15 protein-coding genes are annotated in these 17,816 nt (G+C 61.8%); 10 read left to right on the top strand and 5 right to left on the bottom strand.

The annotated features are described in order from the left end of the window. Positions 1 to 3: 3 nt before the first annotated feature. The 5 genes from E1B25_RS07850 to E1B25_RS07830 are packed head-to-tail and all read right to left on the bottom strand — an operon-like array spanning position 4 to position 7,488. On the bottom strand, positions 4 to 966 hold the full coding sequence (locus E1B25_RS07850; RefSeq protein WP_132828219.1) for an ABC transporter permease: 963 nt from the start codon (positions 964 to 966) through the stop codon (positions 4 to 6). Further along, positions 959 to 2,506, bottom strand: a complete 1,548-nt coding sequence (locus E1B25_RS07845; RefSeq protein ID WP_165937580.1) for a sugar ABC transporter ATP-binding protein — start codon at positions 2,504 to 2,506, stop codon at positions 959 to 961. The genes E1B25_RS07850 and E1B25_RS07845 overlap by 8 nt, the downstream gene beginning before the upstream one ends. Then, positions 2,488 to 3,594, bottom strand: a complete 1,107-nt coding sequence (locus E1B25_RS07840; protein ID WP_165937579.1) for a sugar ABC transporter substrate-binding protein — start codon at positions 3,592 to 3,594, stop codon at positions 2,488 to 2,490. Before E1B25_RS07840 ends, E1B25_RS07845 begins: the two co-directional genes overlap by 19 nt. A 52-nt stretch (positions 3,595 to 3,646) precedes the next feature. Next, positions 3,647 to 5,407: a hydantoinase B/oxoprolinase family protein gene (locus tag E1B25_RS07835; protein WP_132828216.1), complete on the bottom strand. Its 1,761-nt coding sequence runs from the start codon at positions 5,405 to 5,407 to the stop codon at positions 3,647 to 3,649. An 11-nt stretch (positions 5,408 to 5,418) separates the two neighbouring features. Beyond that, complete coding sequence (locus tag E1B25_RS07830) at positions 5,419 to 7,488, bottom strand: hydantoinase/oxoprolinase family protein (protein ID WP_132828215.1); 2,070 nt, start codon at positions 7,486 to 7,488, stop codon at positions 5,419 to 5,421. A 111-nt stretch (positions 7,489 to 7,599) separates the two neighbouring features. Between E1B25_RS07830 and E1B25_RS07825 the strand changes: the two genes are divergently transcribed. The 10 genes from E1B25_RS07825 (at position 7,600) to E1B25_RS07780 (ending at position 17,811) form a co-directional block, all read left to right on the top strand. Further along, entirely contained in the window at positions 7,600 to 8,112 is a 513-nt protein-coding gene (locus E1B25_RS07825; protein WP_245510645.1) for a MarR family winged helix-turn-helix transcriptional regulator, read from the top strand. Further along, positions 8,109 to 8,441, top strand: a complete 333-nt coding sequence (locus tag E1B25_RS07820; protein ID WP_132828214.1) for a DHCW motif cupin fold protein — start codon at positions 8,109 to 8,111, stop codon at positions 8,439 to 8,441. The genes E1B25_RS07825 and E1B25_RS07820 overlap by 4 nt, the downstream gene beginning before the upstream one ends. Before the next feature lie 162 nt (positions 8,442 to 8,603). Beyond that, positions 8,604 to 9,530, top strand: coding sequence for a LysR family transcriptional regulator (locus tag E1B25_RS07815; protein WP_132828213.1), 927 nt, complete (start codon positions 8,604 to 8,606; stop codon positions 9,528 to 9,530). Between the two features lie 159 nt (positions 9,531 to 9,689). Continuing rightward, positions 9,690 to 10,661 (top strand): ABC transporter permease, encoded by a 972-nt coding sequence (locus tag E1B25_RS07810; RefSeq protein ID WP_245510644.1) that lies wholly within the window; start codon positions 9,690 to 9,692, stop codon positions 10,659 to 10,661. Positions 10,662 to 10,722: 61 nt separating this feature from the next. Beyond that, positions 10,723 to 11,742, top strand: a complete 1,020-nt coding sequence (locus tag E1B25_RS07805; protein ID WP_132828211.1) for a sugar ABC transporter substrate-binding protein — start codon at positions 10,723 to 10,725, stop codon at positions 11,740 to 11,742. Between the two features lie 92 nt (positions 11,743 to 11,834). Then, positions 11,835 to 13,958 carry an ABC transporter permease gene (locus E1B25_RS07800; protein ID WP_132828210.1) on the top strand — a complete coding sequence of 708 codons (2,124 nt, stop codon included), beginning with the start codon at positions 11,835 to 11,837 and terminating at the stop codon, positions 13,956 to 13,958. After that, entirely contained in the window at positions 13,955 to 14,992 is a 1,038-nt protein-coding gene (locus tag E1B25_RS07795) for a hypothetical protein (protein ID WP_132828209.1), read from the top strand. Before E1B25_RS07800 ends, E1B25_RS07795 begins: the two co-directional genes overlap by 4 nt. Then, entirely contained in the window at positions 14,989 to 16,485 is a 1,497-nt protein-coding gene (locus E1B25_RS07790; protein ID WP_132828208.1) for a sugar ABC transporter ATP-binding protein, read from the top strand. Before E1B25_RS07795 ends, E1B25_RS07790 begins: the two co-directional genes overlap by 4 nt. Positions 16,486 to 16,535: 50 nt before the next feature. Next, positions 16,536 to 17,384: a branched-chain amino acid aminotransferase gene (locus tag E1B25_RS07785; protein ID WP_132828207.1), complete on the top strand. Its 849-nt coding sequence runs from the start codon at positions 16,536 to 16,538 to the stop codon at positions 17,382 to 17,384. 16 nt (positions 17,385 to 17,400) lie between these two features. After that, entirely contained in the window at positions 17,401 to 17,811 is a 411-nt protein-coding gene (locus E1B25_RS07780; RefSeq protein WP_132828206.1) for a carboxymuconolactone decarboxylase family protein, read from the top strand. Positions 17,812 to 17,816: the final 5 nt, after the last annotated feature.

The raw sequence follows: 17,816 nt of genomic DNA, 5'->3' as shown, positions 1-17,816 counted from the left end.
CGCTCAAAGCCCGCGATCCTTGCGACCCGAGACCAGTTGCGAAATCATCACCGCCAACACCAGCGCCCCACCATAGAACAGATCCTGCACGAAGGTGCGGAACCCCAGAACCGACAGCCCGTTGATCCCCGTCACCAGGAAATAGACCGCGATGACCGACCCCCAGGGGTTGAACCGCCCAGGACGGATGCAGGTCGAGCCCAGAAATGCGGCGGCAAAGGCCGGCAGCAACAGGAACGTACCCGAGCTAGGGTTCGCCGATCCGGTCGTGCCGGTGTACAGAATGCCCGCGAATGCCCCCAGAACCCCCGACAGCACAAACGCCACGAGCCGGACCCGGTCCACAGCGACCCCGGTCAACCTCCCGACCTCGCGGCCCCGGCCGGTGAACAGCAGTTGCTGACCAAAGGCAGTATAGCTGAGCATATACCAGATCAGGATCGCCAGCCCGATGGCATAGTAGAAGGCGATCGGCACCCCCAACACACGCTGGATGATCACCCATTCCATCAGGATCGGAGAGACACCGGAAATGGTTTGCGAATTGCCAATCCACAGGGTGATGCCATGCAGGAACGTGCCGACACCAAGCGTCACGATCAGCGAGTGAACCCGGAAATAAAGCGTGATCGCCCCGTTGATTAGACCGATCAAGGCCCCCAATGCCAACCCCAGCGGCAACACCAAGGCCAGCGGCAAATCCATCCGCGCATCCAGAATGGCGACCGTCATCGACACCAACGTCACGATCTGCGCGATGGAGAGGTCGAAATCGCCGGCTGTCAGCGGGATCATCAGCCCAAGCGTCACGATCACGAGAACCGCTTCAGAGCCGAAAATGGTCGAGAAATTCGACCAGGTCAGAAAGGTATCGGGCCGCAGAGCGCCAAACAGCGCAATAAAGGCCAGCCACACGATGACCAGACCGAACCGTTCCAGTTGATAGCTGAGATCGCTTTTATGCATGTTCTTCCGCCACTTCATAACAGGCCTTGGCAATTGCTGCTTTGGTCACGTCAGCCCCTTTGAGTTCCGCCTTGATCCGGCCCCTGTCAAAGACAAGAACCCGGTGCGCGATAATTTCCAGTTGTTCGAATTCCGACGTGGCGCAGATCACCGCACCGCCAGCGGCGCAGAGGGCCAGCAGGTGGTCATAGATCTCTTGGCGTGCGCCCACATCGATGCCCTGCGTCGGCTCATCCAGCAGCACCAGTCGCGGCTCAAGCTGAAGCCATTTTCCAAGCACCAGTTTCTGCTGATTGCCGCCCGACAACTCCGCAGCCGGCTGATCCGGCGAGGATGCCTTGACGCTGAACTTGCGCATCACATCCGCAGTAATCCTGCGATTGCGACGATGGTTGATCGCGAGGCTGCCACGCAACAGCGGCAGGACCGCGTTTTCGGTCAGGCTCAGATCCGGCGCAATCCCGGCGGTCTGGCGGTCAGCCGGGATCAGCGCGATGCCCGCCGCGATACTGTCCGCGGGTGCCATCTGGTTCAGGTCATAGGTGCGGCCGTTGAGTGACAACTGCCCGGCACTGGCCGCGCGGGCCCCTGCGATCAGCATCGGCACCTCGTCATGCCCGGCGCCGATCAGCCCCGTCAGCCCCAGGATCTCGCCCGGCTGCACCGACAGGGCGACATCTTTCAAGATCTCTCCGCTCAGCCCGCGCACCTCGGCGATCGGCGCAGCCGGCGACAGCGCCAAAACGCGGCGATCCGCTGCGACAGCGCGGCCAACGATGGCCTCGACCAGATCAGCCCGGTTGGTGGCGGCAGTCTCATAGGTGCCAATCACCTTGCCGTCGCGCAGCACGGTCGAGCGGTCGGTGACCTCAAGCACCTCGTCGATATCGTGGCTCACGAAAATGATCGAGACACCGCGCGCGGTCAGCCGTCGGATCATTGCGAACAACTCGCGCACGTCCTCCTGCGGCAGGAACGGCGTCGGTTCGTCAAGCACCAGGATGCCGGGAACACCGTGGCTTCGATGTTCTTGCACCCGGTCCGCCGCCCGCACGATGGCCAGTTGCGCCCGCTGCACGGGCGACAGATCGGCGACGACCTGCTGTGGGGAAAGCTTGAGGTGATGTTCGGCGAAAAGTTTGCGGGCGCGTTCGGCTTCGGCCCGCCAGTTGATCCGCCAGGAATTGAGACGTTCGTGATCCCCTGCGATCAGGTTTTCAAGAGCCGTGGCCTCGGGCAACAGGCCGAGGTTTTGATGCACAAAGGCAAGCCCGTGGGCTTCGCTCCGCCCGAGCGGCATCGGCAGGGCAACCGGGCGCCCGTCGATTTCAAGCGTCCCCTCGTCCGGCGCATGGAAGCCCGACAGAACCTTGATCAGTGTCGACTTCCCCGACCCGTTGGTCCCGAGCAACCCGTGTACCTCGCCCGGGAGAAGAGTGAGGTCCGCGCTATCAAGCGCGCGGACCCCCCCAAAGGTCTTGGTCAGACCCTTAATGGCCAGACGTGGAATGACCGTCTGGCTCACTTCGTCACGTTCCACAGTTTGCGATAGCCCTCGACATAGGCGTCGCCATAGCCCTTGGACGCATCCGCCGGGTCGCCCACCTCGGAGATATTCTCGGCGGAGAAGACTCGCAGCGGCACCTTGCTGTCTGTCACCGGCTCCAGCCCGCAGATCAGCCGCATCTCGGCATCCAGCATCGCATGGGCGATCCAGTCCAGATTTTCGCCGATATCCATCTCGACCGTGCCGTCGCGGACCAGGTCAAGCACGAAGGGCGTGCCGTTGAACGTTGCGACCTTGACCGTGTCGCGCTTGCCCGAGATGGCGATGGCCGGGGTCACGAAAGAGGACATGCTGTCATAGATCGGGATCACATAGTTGATGTCCGGATTCGCCTGCAGCTTTCCTTGCACCGTAGGCTGGATGCGCGTCGCCCAGTCCACGATCGGCACGTTGACGATCTCATAGGTACAATCCGGGCATTTGGCGAAAGCTTCCGTCAGACCCTCCACCAGACTGTCGGTCGAAAGTGCCTCGTTCGAGACAAGGATCAGCGCATTCACCTTGGCGTCGGTCTGCGTGATGGTCCAGTCGGCCATCAACTTGCCCGCCTGTTTATAGTCGATGGCGGTATTGGCATCGACCCCCGCCGGTCCCGGAATCTCCAGCCCGGTGAGGTGCGACGTGACGACCTTGACCCCGGCGGCCTGCGCCATCTTCACCTGCGGCTCGAAAAAGCGCGGGTCAGCCCCGGCCAGCAGCGACACCACGTCAAAGCCGTTGTTCGCGGCGTAATTCATGCCCTGGATCCACTGGGTCGGGTTGCCCTGGTTTTCCCACTGCGCGTGTTTGAACCCCAACTCCTTGGCCAATGCATCCTTGCCATCGGCAATCGTCTTGATGAAGGGGATCGCGCTGGACGCCGGAACCGTCAGGATGGACTTGCCCTCCATGCAGGCGCGCGCGTCGAACGGATCTCCCGGTGGTGTGAATTCGGGGATCCCGGAATAGGCCTCGATATTGACCATCGCTGCGGCAGCCGGGTCGTCCTGGGCCAGAGCCGGAAGAGCCGAGGCCATCATCAAGGCTGACACCAGCCCCATTCCCTTGAACATCTTTGTCATTGTGCAGTCTCCCTGTTGGTTTGATTTTAATTGGGTGTCATGCAAGCCGGGACTACCGGCTTGCACGCAGCTTTTCGGTGGCCTCCAGATCCAGACGGCAGCCGTCCAAGATCGCCACACCGTAGTCCTCGCGCGCTGTATCGACATGCAGCAGCCCATCCAGCACGTCGTCGAGCACATCCTCGGGCGCGCGGGTGAACGGATCGCCATAGCCGCCACCACAAGGGCCATAGGCAACCAGCCGATCTCCCTTGGCGATCTGGCGATAGGGGATCTTCGACGGCAACGCCTCGCTCTGGCCATTTGCATGCACCAGATCGACATTGGCGGGCGACCCGTCGCGACCGCCAGCAAAGCCCCACGGACGGAACTTCTGGCCATCGCCTTCGACCGAAACCGCCCCGTCTTCCAGAAGTTCAAATGAGCGGATCGAACCGATGCCACCACGCCATTGCCCGGCCCCGGCCACGTTCTCGCGCAGTTCATAGTTCAGCACGCGCAGCGGCAGATGACTTTCGATATCCTCAACCGGATTGTTGCGGGTGTTGGCATAAAGCGTATCGACGGCATCCATGCCGTCCTTGCCATAGCGGCCGCCATAGGCCCCCTCCATGATCTCCATATGCACCCAAGGGCCCGCTTTGGTCTGGCCCGAAAAGGCCATGACCCGCAAATTTCCGATCCCGGCGCTGACCTGTCTCGGCACCGCCGGCGCGATGGCCTTCATCACCGTGTCAGCCAGCGCGTTGCCGGGGCAGAACCGGGCGATCACCGGCGCCGGGAAGATCGGGTTCGCCAGACACCCCTCGGGGGCGTGGATGGTGATCGGGCGGGTCAGCCCGCTGTTCTGCGGGATCGCACCATAGGTGTCACTGTCCAGCAGGATCGAGCGCAACGTCAGCCAGACGGCGCAATCCACCGTCCCCACCAGCGGCATGTTGATCGGCTTGTTCGGCGTCTGCGGCGCGGTGCCGGTCAGATCAACCAGCACATCGCTGCCCGTCACCGTCAACGTCACCTCGATCGGCAGATCCTTCAACGCGGGATCGTCGCTGTCGAGATAGCCGTCGATGTAGGTGCGCGCGTTATAGCTGCCGTCGGGGATCGCCGCGATGGCGTCGCGCATCAGTTTTTCAGAGTAATCCAGCAGATCCTCATAGGCACCGGTCACCGTTTCAAGCCCGTATTGATCAAGCAGTGCCGAATACCGGTCCGCGCCAATCCGCGCGGCGGCGACCTGCGCCTCCATGTCCCCGACGACCAGATCCGCGATGCGGATATTCGAGCGCAGGATCTGCCAGACCGGCTCGACCTTCTTTCCGGCGTCATAGACGCGCACAGCCTTGAATTGCAGCCCCTCGGCATAGGAATCGACCGCATCGACAATGCCGCAGCTGCCAGGAGACGAGGCCCCGATATCCAGATGGTGCGCCGTGGTGACCGAGAACCCGGCCAGCTTGTCGTGATGAAAGATCGGCACGGCGAAACCGACATCCGGCCCGTGCGAAGCGCCGCCATAGGCATCGTTGTGCATGAAGACATCGCCGGGATGCACGGCATCGCCACGGGCCTCGAGCTCGCGCAGAATACCCTCGATATAGCCGGGGATCGGCCCGGACTGCAGCGGTGTGGACATGGCGCATTCGCACAGCTGCCGCCCGGTGGCATCCGTAAGCGCGGTGCCGAAATCCTCGCTTTCACGAATGATGCTGGAATAGCTCATCCGCATCAGCTTGTGGCCCATCTCGATAGCGATGTTCTCTAACGCGCCGTGAATCACGGCCGCGAGAAACGGATCAACGCGGGTTTGCATCTGCATTCTCCTTAGTCCTCGTCTCGGGTCATCACGACATTGGCAAAGCGGTCCACCTCAAAGCTCCAGTTCGGCGGCACCATGGTCGTGCTGTCAGTCTGCAACAGGATGGCCGGCCCCTGCATCCGTTCTCCGACCGGCAGGTCGGAGCGGTCGTAATAGGGGGTTTCAAAGCTTTTCAGCACATCATCGACCCGGAACACGCAATGCCCCTGCCCCACCGGGCTGGCCGCGACCGAGCCCTTTGCCTCGGGCGGTGTGCCCAGCTTTTCGACCTCACCCAAACCGCGGAGCTTGACCGTCACGATCTCGATCGGCGCGGCCTCGAAGGCATGGCCGTATTCCGCGCGATGGCGCTCGTGGAAGGCCTGCCAGACCTGTTGCAACGCCGCCTCGTCCAGCGGTCCGTCGGGCACGTCGATCTTCAGCTCATAGCCTTGGCCGACATAGCGCAGATCGCCCTCGCGCAGCATCCGGCGCTTTTCGACCGGCACGCCGTCGCGGTCAAAGATGTCCGACAGCTCTGTCTGCATGTCGTCGAACAGACCGGTCAGGCGGCCATGATCAATGCTGCCCTTGACTGCAAAGGCGGTCCGCAGCGCGTGGTATTCCAGATCCGCGGTAAGCAGGCCCATCGCCGATGTGATGCCGGGATGCGGCGGGATCAGGACACGCTGCACCCCCAGCATACCCGCAACCTCGGCCGCATGCAGCGGACCAGCGCCACCAAAGCCGGACAGCGTAAAGTCGCGCGGATCGATCCCCTTTTGCACCGTGCGCGACCGGATCGCGTTGGCCATGTTGGAGTTCAGCACCGTCAACGCACCCTCGGCGGTCTCTTCCGGGCTGCGCCCCAGTTGCGCGGCCAGCTTGCCGATCACCCGGCGCGACGCCTCGACGTCCAGCGTCATGTCACCGCCAAGAAAGTTTTGCGGCGCAAGACGACCCAGAACCAGATTTGCATCCGTCACGGTGGGCATCTCGCCCCCCTTGCCATAGGCTGCCGGCCCCGGATCGGCACCGGCGCTTTCCGGTCCCACGCGAAAGGCGCCGCCGCGGTCCAGATAAGCGATCGAGCCGCCCCCCGCCCCGATGGTGTGAATGTCGATCATCGGCAGCATCACCGGGAATCCCGCGATCGAGGCGCTGCGGGTATCGGCCTCGGTCAGCCTGCCATCCACGACGATGCCGATATCGGCGCTCGTCCCACCGATATCGAGCGTAATCAGCCGATCTGTGCCCGCGTGCGTGCCGATCCAGGCTCCACCCCGCACCCCGGCCACCAGGCCGGACAACAGCGTCGAGGCCGGTTTCTCGGCAATCATCTCGGGGGTGGCAACCCCACCGCTGGAGGTCATGACATGCAGTTCGCCCTTCAGGCCCTGGGCAGAAAGTTCGGCTTGCAGCTCCTCGATATAGCGGCGGACCTTTGGGCCGATGAATGCGGACATCGCCGCCGTTGTAAAACGCTCGAACTCGCGGAATTGCGGCGCCACACCCGACGAGGTCGTGACAAAGGCCTCCGGCATCTCCTGCTGCACGATCTCGGCCGCGCGGCGTTCATGCGCCGGATTCACGTAAGAGAACAGAAACCCGACCAGCACCGACTCGACGCCCTGCGCGGTCAACTCGCGCGCTGCGGCGCGAACTGCATCCTCGTCCAACGCCACCAACTCGACGCCCGCCGCGTCCAGCCGACCGGCCACAGTGTGACGATGCCGCCGCCGGATCAGCGGCCGGTTCTGCCACGGCAGATCCTGCATGATCGAATAGTGCTGCGGCCGCTGGTGCCGACCAATATGAAGCACGTCGCGAAACCCGTCGTTGGTGATCATACCGGTCACCGCGCCATCATGTTCCAGCATCGCATTCGTGCCCACGGTGGTGCCGTGAAACAGGCTGTCGACATCTGAAACCTTGATGCCGGCCTTTTCACAGATCGCCCGCAGACCGGTAACGACACCGATCGCCGGATTGGCCGGCGTCGATGGGGTCTTGTGGATCGTCAGTTTCTGTTTCGCTAGATCGGCCAGGATCAGGTCGGTAAAGGTCCCGCCAACGTCAACGCCCAAAACAATCATTCATCGCCTCCAAGTCGAGATGAAGAAAGATTGATCCAAATGGATCTTTCTAGCAAGAAGATTCTGGACAGGACTTGACGAACCCGCCGCCTCTGGGGTTTTCAGGAAGCTATGAGCACAAAAAACAAGCTGAACACGATTTTCGACTCCGACCTGCGTCATCTCATGGTCGTGAGTTACTTCGTCTTGGGTAACAACGCGGTTACGAACCGCTATATCGAGCGCCGGTATCAGTTTCCCGTGCAAGCATGGTCCACGCTGTTCTCGATCGTCATGTTTCCCGGCATACGCGCGAAGGAGATCACGCATCTTTTTCCGCGTCCGCAGAACACGATCAGCCGCGCGATCTCGCTGCTTGCGACACGGGGGCTTATCCGGCACCAGACCTCGACCACCGATGGGCGCGAGAAACGTCTCTTTGCCACGCCCGCCGGCGAAGAGCTGCTGGACGAAATTCGGGCCATTTCGGTGCAGCGACAAGACGAGTTGTTCTCCCCCCTCACCGACGCGGAGCGCGAGACGTTCTTCACCCTTGCCCGGAAGATAGCCAATGGGCCAAAGCTCCTCGAATCCGATGCCATGCCCAGCGACGTGGCCACCGGAAAGGAACGCAACACAGCATGAAACTTCCCCCCATGACATTCACCGCGCTTGACTGGACCGCTCTCCCGCCACTGGAAGTCCCCGGAGAGCAGAGCGTCGCGCAAGAGCGCAGCTTCGAGCAGGGCGGATTGCGGGTGCGGCTGGTGGATTACCAGCCGGGCTATATCGCCGATCATTGGTGCGACCGCGGGCACGTCCTTTATGTGCTGTCTGGCGAGATGACCGTGGTTCTCAAAGACGGGCGCGACACCCGCCTGACGCCGGGCATGGGGTTCTGCGTCTCCGATTTCGGCGATGCGGCCCATGCGGTGCACAGCGAAACAGGCTGCCGCGCCTTCATCGTCGACTAACACCCCATCCCGATCCTTGAAGGTGATCGACCTCACTCCGTCTCTTGCCCGCCTCTTCCAGCCAACGACTGGCAGAACGGGCGGGATGGTCATGCCACCCCTCCGTTGACATCTGGCCCAAGGCGTCCTTAGCTTTTCCAAATCGCACCGGGGACCAAAGACATGGACATTCGCATATACTCTGGCTTTGTCACCGCAGCAGAGCTTGCCAACATCACGCTGGCAGCCCAGCGCCTGAACATCACACAGTCGGCGTTGTCGCGTCAGATCCGCGGGTTGGAAGAGTCGCTTGGTCTGAGGTTATTCGAAAAATCGGGGCGCAATATACGCCTGACAGCGGCGGGCGAGGCCTTGTTGAGCAAGGTCAACGGCGTGCTGGTGGCGGATCGAGATCTGCGGTCTTTCGCCGATGATCTGGCCCGCAGTCAAAGCGGATTGCTGAAAATCGGCGCCTGTTCGCAGTTGATCGAGCGGTATTTGCCGCGTTTCCTGGGCGAATGGCGCCTTGCCAACCCCGGCATCGATGTGCGCCTTGAAGACGGCGGCGGCCCGGAACTTGCCGAGAAATTGCAGGCCGGCACCGTCAACCTGACGATCAGCGCCATGCCAACCGCCGCCCTCGACCCTTTCGAGGCGGTGCGCCTTGGCGAATTGGGGTTCCTTGCTGTCGCCACCCCCGACTTCCTGCCCGACACCCGTGGCCCGATCGAGATCGCCGATCTGCTTGAGGGTCCGATCCTGACGTTGAACGGACGCCACGCTTCGCGCGAGGTCTTTGATGCCGCCTGTCGCCTGTCCGGGATGGTGCCGCGGATCCTGATGGAAAGCACATCACCACACACCCTGTTCGCGATGGCCGAAGGGGGAAATGGCATCGCCGTGGTGCCATCTTCGGCGAGTCTTGCGGGTCGTTCTCTGGTCAGCCGACCGATCACCCTGCGCGGCGAACCGATCCGGTTCGACATTTGCGCCATGACCGACAGCCGCGCCGCGCTGCCGTCATACGGGCGCCGTTTCATCGAGTCCTTGCGCGATCACATCCTGATGGAAGAAAATTCAGCGCTCCGCGGACATCTGCACATTGTTTAGGCCGTTCGTGCCCCTAATCATTCCTTAATGGAATGATTTACAGACCGAAACTTTCATTGGACGCCTTGGTTTATTGGTTGCTAGGCTGCCTCGGATGCATCCCGAACCGGGGTTGCGACGGGATCAAGAGGCTGTTGGGCACACATGGAAAGCAACTGGTTGAGCCGATTGAAAGACCTCAATCAGGAACGCATTGTCCTTGTCGTGGCGGTGCTGATTTTCGCCACCGCCTCGGTCGCGCTTCCCGGTTTCTTTTCCGCCCCGAACCTGATCTCGATCGTCCGCTCGATCTCGGTTCTGGGGATCCTCGCCCTCGGCATGTCGGTGGTTGTCATCGGGCGGGGGATCGACCTTTCGATGGTCGCGATCATGGCCATGTCGGTGGCTTGGTATCTGCAGCTTTTGGGCGATGGCATGGCCGATCACACCGCGCTGCTTCTGGTGTTCGCCGGGGTGCTGGCGATTGGCTTGCTGAACGGGTTTCTGGTTGCCTATGCCGATGTCCCCGCCATTTTCGTGACGCTGGCCAGCGGCTCGTTCGTTTTCGGCTATGTGCGCTCGCAATTGATCAGCTCTGACGCGGTGCCGGTGCCCGAGGGGCATTGGATCGCCATGCTGGGCGGGCTGCGCTTTGCCAGCATTCCGATCGAGGTTTTTCTTTTTGCGATCCTGTCCGGCGCGATGTTCCTGTTCCTGCGCTACACGAAATGGGGGCGCTACGTCTATTACGCCGGCGACAACCCGATTGCCGCGCGCAATGTCGGCATGCCGGTGCGGCCCATGTTGGTGTTGCGCTATGTGGTGTCGGCGCTGACCGCCTTTACCGCCGGGTTGCTGACCGCCGCTAGCCTGCATTCGATCAACACCCGCGTCGTCAACTCAACACTGCTGTATGACATCGTGCTGGTCACCGTGATCGGTGGCATCGGATTGTCCGGCGGCAAGGGCGGCGTGCGCAACGTGCTGGTGGGCGCCGCACTGATCGGCATCATGCTGAATGCGATGACCATCGTCGACATTCCGCTGCTGTATCAGAACCTGATCAAATCAACGATCCTGCTGCTCGCGATCATCATGGACGGGCTCTTGAACCCGCGTGACGAGCAGACCGCCCAGCAAGGCGATATCTGACCCCGTCAAAGCCGAAAAAACAACAAACGAAAAACAAGACCAACAGGAAAAGGACTGAGCTATGAAGATGATACGGACGTTTCTGACCGCCGCCGCCATGTCTGCGGCCACTCTCACCGCCGTACCTGCCGTGGCGCAGGATCCGGGCCCCATGACCTATTCCGAGGCGCTGAGCGGCAAGCGTGTTCTGCTGGTGCCGATGGCGATGGGCTTTGACCTTGCACAGGGGTGGGCCGCCATTCTGGAGCACGAGGTCACGGCCTTTGGCGGTGTCTTCGAGACCCGCGACCCGAACTGGAGCGTCGAGGCCGGCGCACAGGCCATCACCGAGGCGATCTCGTCAGAAGTAAAACCGGACGTGCTGATCGTCATGTCGCCGGACATGAACTCCTACTCCAAGCTGCTGAAGCGGGCGCAAAAAGCCGGGATCTATGTGATTCTGGTCGACAACCCCGCCAACTTCAAACCGGATGCCTATGTCGGCAGCGACTGGACCCAGCTTGGCCGGCTTGAAGCAGAAGCCGCCATCGAGGGCTGTGGTGAGGGATCGTCGGGCCAGATCGGTCTGGTGCAGGGCGATCAGGTCAATGCGACCAGCCTGTTCCAATATGCCGGCATCATGGATGTTCTGTCCGCCAACCCCGCGTTCGAGGTTGTGGCCAAACCGGATTCCAACTGGGATGCGACCACCTCGCGCAACGTGACCACCACAATGCTGCAACAGCACCCGGACATCTGCGCGGTCATCGACTTCTGGGATGGCGACGCATCCGGTGCCGCCGCCGCGATCCGCGACGCCGGCATGCAGGATCAGGTGTTCCTTGTGACCACCGGGGGCGGCGAACAGGCCGCCGATTGTGACATGATCGAAAACGGCACCTATGGCGCCGTGGTTATGACCAATCTGGCGCAAGAAACGTACAACATGGTCACGCTCGTCAAATACTTGCTTCAAAGCGGTCAGGCACCGGGCACCTCTTCGCCCTATATCTACACGCTGCTTGATGCGACCACCAAAGACGATCTGAAGCCGGACAGCTGCTGGGACCTGAAAGCCTTGCAGGCCATGAACGGAAACTGATCTCGGACCCCCGAGCATCTTATGAAGCGGCCGGATCAAATCTGGCCGCTTCCCCCCTCTGCCCCCTCTCCCCCTTATCCGATGGAGCCCCGATGACATTCCGCGAGCAGTTGCAGGCGTGGCGCTATAACCTTGTGCCTGATCACGTCATCGGCGAAATCCTGACCAAGCGATGGACCGACAATGCGATCCCCTTCCTTGCGCTGGTGATTGTCGTCGCAAGTTTTGGCAGCGCCATTCCGGGCTTTTTCAAGCTGTATTCGCTGCAGGAATCCACCCGCCAGCTGGGCGAATTCAGCCTTGTTGTCACCGGCTTGACCGTGGTCATGCTGGGCGGTGGCATCGACCTTGCGGTCGGATCTATCTTTGCGCTGTCCGCGTTTTCCGCCGTGTCCATGGTGTTCATCTTCGAGCAACCGGTCTGGTTGGCCTTTGCCGCCTCGATGGCGACCGGCGCCACCTTTGGCGCGATCAACGGCTATCTGATCGGGTTCCTGCGGCTGCGCGCCTTTATCACCACGCTGGTGACCTTCATCATCGGGCGCGCGCTTTATGATATTCTGGTCGTCAACTTCGGCTCGAAAATCCAGATGTCGATGGCGTCGTCCGACACATGGGATTTCATCGGCGATGGCACCATTCTGGGCCTGTCGGTACCAGTGCTGTCAGCCCTTGTTCTGGCCATCGTCACCCATATTGCGCTGACCCGGTCGCGACCCGGCTGGCATGTTCTGGCGGTCGGCGGCTCGCGCCGTTCTGCCCATAACGCGGGCATCAAGGTGCGCCAGACGGTCTTCATGACCTATGTCTTTTCCGGTCTGTGCGCTGCTGCGGCCGGTTTCCTGATCGCGACACGGCTGTCAGGGGCCGGTCCCGGCACCGGGCATGGGCTGGAAATCCTTGCCCTGACGGCGGCTGTGGTCGGTGGCAACAGCCTTGGCGGCGGGCGTGGGTCTGTTGTCAAAGGGATCATGGGGGCCATCATCGTGATGGTCATGACCAACGGGCTGATCCGGCTGGGCTATGGCACCGGCACCAACCAGATGGTGCTGGGCATCCTGCTGGCCGTCGCCGTGACCATCGACATCCGCTGGCTGAAGAACCGCCACAAGGTGCTGAACGAGGTCTATGTGGCGCCGGTCTATCTGCGCATGGGCGAGGCCCCCTCGGCGGTTCCGGGATCTGGCACCCCATACGCGCTGAACAGCGAACTGTCCGGGGCCACACATATCGGGCTGGGCGAGGTCGAAGGCCCCGAGGATGTCATCCTCGACCGCGACGACCACCTGTACTGCGGCACAAGACACGGCGAGATCGTACGCTTTTTCGCCCCTGACTACACCCGCTCCGAGGTGTTCGCCCATATCGGTGGTTTTCCCCTTGGGCTCGCGTTTGACCGCGATGGCAATCTTCTGACATGTGTCGGCGCGATGGGGCTGTATCAGATTGCACCCGACCGGACCGTGACCCAGCTTTCGGCGGAAACCCGGCGGTCGTTCACCTCCATCGTGGATGATGCCCGCCTGCGCGACCCCAACGATCTGGACATCGCGCCCGACGGCAAGGTGTATTTCACCGACTCGACCAAACGCTACGACGCGCATGAATGGACGCTCGACAGTATCGAGAACCGCGCCACCGGGCGGCTGCTGGTGTTTGATCCCAGCGACGGCAGCACCAAGACGCTGCTTGACGGCTATCGCTATACCAATGGCGTGACGATGGCACATGACAACAAGTCGCTGTTCTTCTGCGAAAGCTGGGCCTGCCGCATTCACCGCTATTGGCTGGAGGGGCCGAAAGCGGGCACCGCAGAATGCGTGATCCGCGACATGCCGGGATATCCCGACAACATCAACCGCGCCTCTGATGGCACCTATTGGATGGCGTGGCTTGGCATGCGCACCCCCTCTTTTGACCTGTCGCTGCGCCACCCGGCCATGCGCAAACGCATGGCGCGCCGGTTGCCGCAAGATGATTGGCTGTTTCCCAACATCAACACCGGCGGCGTGGTCAAGTTCAACGACAAGGGCGAAATCCTTCACACCATGGGCGATCTGACCGGCCTTGCGCATCCGATGGTCACCTCGATGCGCGAGCACAAGGGCGAGTTGTTCATCGGCGGCATCCTGAACAACCGGATCGGTCGCTACAAGATCGACGGAGCCGACACGGGGTGGACCTCCAACGACTCCTACTGGGGGGCGTCCAAATGATCTTTGATCCGATCCTCGAACTGTTTCGCGGCCGTGCGATCACCATTCCGCCGATGGATGGCGCCTTTCGCCCCAATGCCGTGCTGGACGAAACCCCGGTTCTGGCCGAACTGCCGCAGGCCGACAATCTTTGCGCCCTGGGCGACCGGCTGCTGGCCTCAAGCGGCACCGCGCTGATCGAGATCCGGGCAGACGCGGCCCCGGAAACGGTGCAGAGCTTTGCCTCGCCCATCACCGCGCTGGCGGCAGCCCCGGACTGTACGCTGACCATCGCGCTGGAGGACGGAACCCTAAGCGAGAACGGCACACCCGTGTCCCTGCCCAAGGGAGTCACCTGCATCACGGCGCTGGCCTATGGCCCGGATGGGGCGCTGTGGCTTGCCAACGGCTCCGACCGGCACCCGGTGTCGGGCTGGGTTGCCGATCTGATGGAAAAGAACGCCGACGGCTCGGTCTGGCGGCGCGCGCCCGGTGCGGGCTTCAAGGTGATGGCGAAAAAACTGGCATGGCCCTTTGGTCTTTTGCCCGATGCCAAGGGCTGTCTGGTCAGCGAAAGCTGGCGGCACCAATTGGTCCGGGTCGAGGGCAGCACGGTAAAACCGGTTCTGCGGCATCTGCCGGGCTATCCCGCCCGGCTTGCGGCCAGCGCTGACGGCGGTGCCTGGTTGGCGATTTTTGCACCGCGCAACCGGCTGATCGAAATGGTTCTTCAGGAAACCCACTATCGGTTCGACATGATGGCCAGCGTGCCGCGTGATTACTGGATCGCGCCGGCCTTTGCCTCGGGAGAGAGCTTTCTCGAACCGTTGCAATGCGGCGGAATTCGCACGATGGGGGTGCACAAGGCCTGGTCCCCCAGCCGCTCTTGCGGGCTGGTGGTGCGCCTTGCCCCCGACATGACCCCGACCTTCAGCCTGCACAGCCGCGCCAATGGCAAACGTCACGGCACCTGCAGCGTGATCGAACATCAAGGCCGGGCGGTGATCGCCGCGCGCGGCGGCAACTGCATCCTGACAGCGGAGGACAGGACATGAACCCCGTCGTGAAAATGGAGCAGATCACCAAGAACTATCGCAGCGTCCCGGCTGTGAAGAACGTCGATTTCGACATTGCCGAGGGCGAGATCCACGCCCTGCTTGGCGAGAACGGCGCCGGGAAATCAACGCTGACCAAGGTCATGGCCGGGGTCGTCAGCCCGACCTCGGGCAAGCTGACCTATCTGGGCAAAGAGGTGCAATTTGCCAGCCCGAACCAGGCCCTTCATGCCGGAATCGCGATGGTGTTTCAGGAAACCAGCCTCGTGCCCTCGATGACGGTGGCGCAGAACCTTTATCTCGGGTCCGAGAATTTCCTGAACCGGCTTCGCGGCACCTACATCTCGGCGCAGCAGTTCCTGCAATCGCTCAACTTTGCCGTCGATCCCACCGCGATGGTGGAAACGCTGGGCGCGGCCAAACGGCAGATGGTCGAAATCGCGCGGGCGGTGCATCACAAGGCCAAGGTCATCATCTTTGACGAACCGACCGCCACCCTGACGCCCGAAGAAAAGCGCCATTTCTTTGCGCTTTTGCGCCGACTCAAGGCCGATGGCGTTTCGATCGTGTTCATCTCTCACGCGCTGGAAGAGGCGCTGCAGATTTCCGACCGCATCACCATCCTGCGCGACGGCGAAAAGGTGGCTAGCGGCCCGACCTCCGAGTTTGACCGCGAAACCATCATCGCCGCCATGGTCGGGCGCACGCTGTCGGGCGAAATCTATCGCCACCGGGATGAAACACAGCTGCGCAAACCCGGTCGCAAGGTGTTGTCGGTGCAGGATATCTCGATGGGCGCAATGGTGCGCAACACGGCATTCTCCGTGTTCGAGGGGCAGATCACCGGGGTGTTCGGGCTGATCGGATCGGGGCGCACCGAAACCTTCAAGATTGTGGCGGGCATCGATAAACGCGATTTCCTGCGCGGCGGGACCATCACGCTCGATGACAAGCCGGTGCGCTATTACACCCCGGCCGAGGCGGTGCGCGACGGCATCGTCTATGTCACCGAAGATCGCAAATCCGAAGGGATCTTCGAGACGATGTCGATCGGGGAAAACCTGTTCGGCGGACTTTTGGCGGCGGACAAGGAAGACGGGTTCGTGATCCGCACCAGTGACATTCGCGCGCTGGCCGAAGAATGGGGCAAACGCCTGAACATCAAGACCATCAACGCCGAGGCGCAGGTGGTCGAACTGTCGGGTGGTAACCAGCAGAAGGTGGTGATCGGCAAAGGGCTGGTCCAGAAACCGCGCATCGTGATCTTTGACGAACCGACGCGCGGCGTCGACGTGGCCGCGATTGCCGAGATCCACCAGATCATCAACGAACTGGCCGATGCTGGCCTCGCGGTGGTGATGGTGTCCTCTTATCTGCCCGAGATCCTGAACCTGTCGGACCGCATTCTGGTCTGTCGCCAAGGGCGCATCGTCGAAGAACTGTCGCCCGCCGAGGCCACGGAAGAGAAAATCATGTATGCCGCCGTTCACTGACGCCCGCACCAAAGCAAGCGGTTCGCTAACGGCCTGAAGGAGAAGAGCTAATGACAAAGACCATATGGACCTATTATCGCGGCGACTGGCATCAGGGTGACACCCGCATCCTTGGGGCAGATTCACATGCGACATGGCTTGGCAGCCTTGTGTTCGACGGCGCGCGCCTGTTCGACGGCGTAGCCCCCGACCTTGATCGTCACTGCGCCCGCGTCAATGACAGCGCCCGCGCGCTTGGCCTTGTGCCGACCCTGTCGGGTGGCGAAATCGAGGCGCTGACTTATGAGGGGCTGAACAAGTTTGCCCCGGGCACCGACATCTATATCCGGCCGATGTACTGGGCCGAAGAAAGCGACGCCGGGGTGCTGCCGCCCAAACCCGAAAGCACCGACTTTGCCCTGTGCCTTGAGGAAATGCCTATGGTTCAGCCCACCGGCTTTACCATCACCACCACAAAGTTCCGGCGCCCCACGATGGAGGTGATGCCGGTCAACGCCAAGGCCGCGTGCCTCTATGCCAACAACGCCCGCATGGTGCGCGAAGCCCAGGCCAAAGGGTATCAGAATGCGCTGTGCTGCGATGCGAATGGCAATGTGGCGGAACTGGCCACATCCAACGTGTTCATGGCGCGCGACGGCGAGGCGTTCACGCCGATGCCCAACGGCACATTCCTGAACGGGATCACCCGCCAAAGGGTCATTGCCCTGCTGCGCGACGCGGGTGTAAGCGTTCACGAGACAACCCTGAGCATCGAGGATTTCCGCAGCGCGGATGAGATCTTCTCGACCGGGAACATCTCGAAAGTGGTGCCGGTGATCGGCTTTGATGATCGCGAACTGCCCTTTGGGCCGATCGCACGCAAAGCACGCGAGCTGTATTGGGATTGGGCAAAAGCCTGAAATATAGGAGAAAAACATGGCAACCGTAAAACTTCTTAGCGATGCCGAAGCCGACGCGATCCCCGCAGTGAAGGCCGTGTTCGACGACATTCGCGCGACGCGCAAGACCGACTTCATCAACAATTTCTGGCGCGGGCTGGCCAATGATCCGGCGTCCCTTGCGCGGACTTGGGACAACCTGAAGACCGTGATGACCGGCGAGACCGCCCTGCCCCCGGCGGTTCAGGAAATGATCTATGTCGCCGTCTCGACCGCGAATGGCTGCACCTATTGCGTGCATTCCCACACCGCCGCGGCAAAGGCCAAGGGCATGACGCCAGAACAACACGCCGAACTGCTGACGATCATCGGCATGGCGGCGCAGACCAACCATCTGGTCACCGCCATGCAATTGCCCGTCGATGACGTCTTTCTGGTCGAAAGCTGATGAGC

This window comes from Antarcticimicrobium sediminis, from assembly GCF_004348975.1.
GTDB classification, from domain to species: domain Bacteria; phylum Pseudomonadota; class Alphaproteobacteria; order Rhodobacterales; family Rhodobacteraceae; genus Antarcticimicrobium; species Antarcticimicrobium sediminis.
This window is presented reverse-complemented; position numbering and strand designations above follow the sequence as displayed.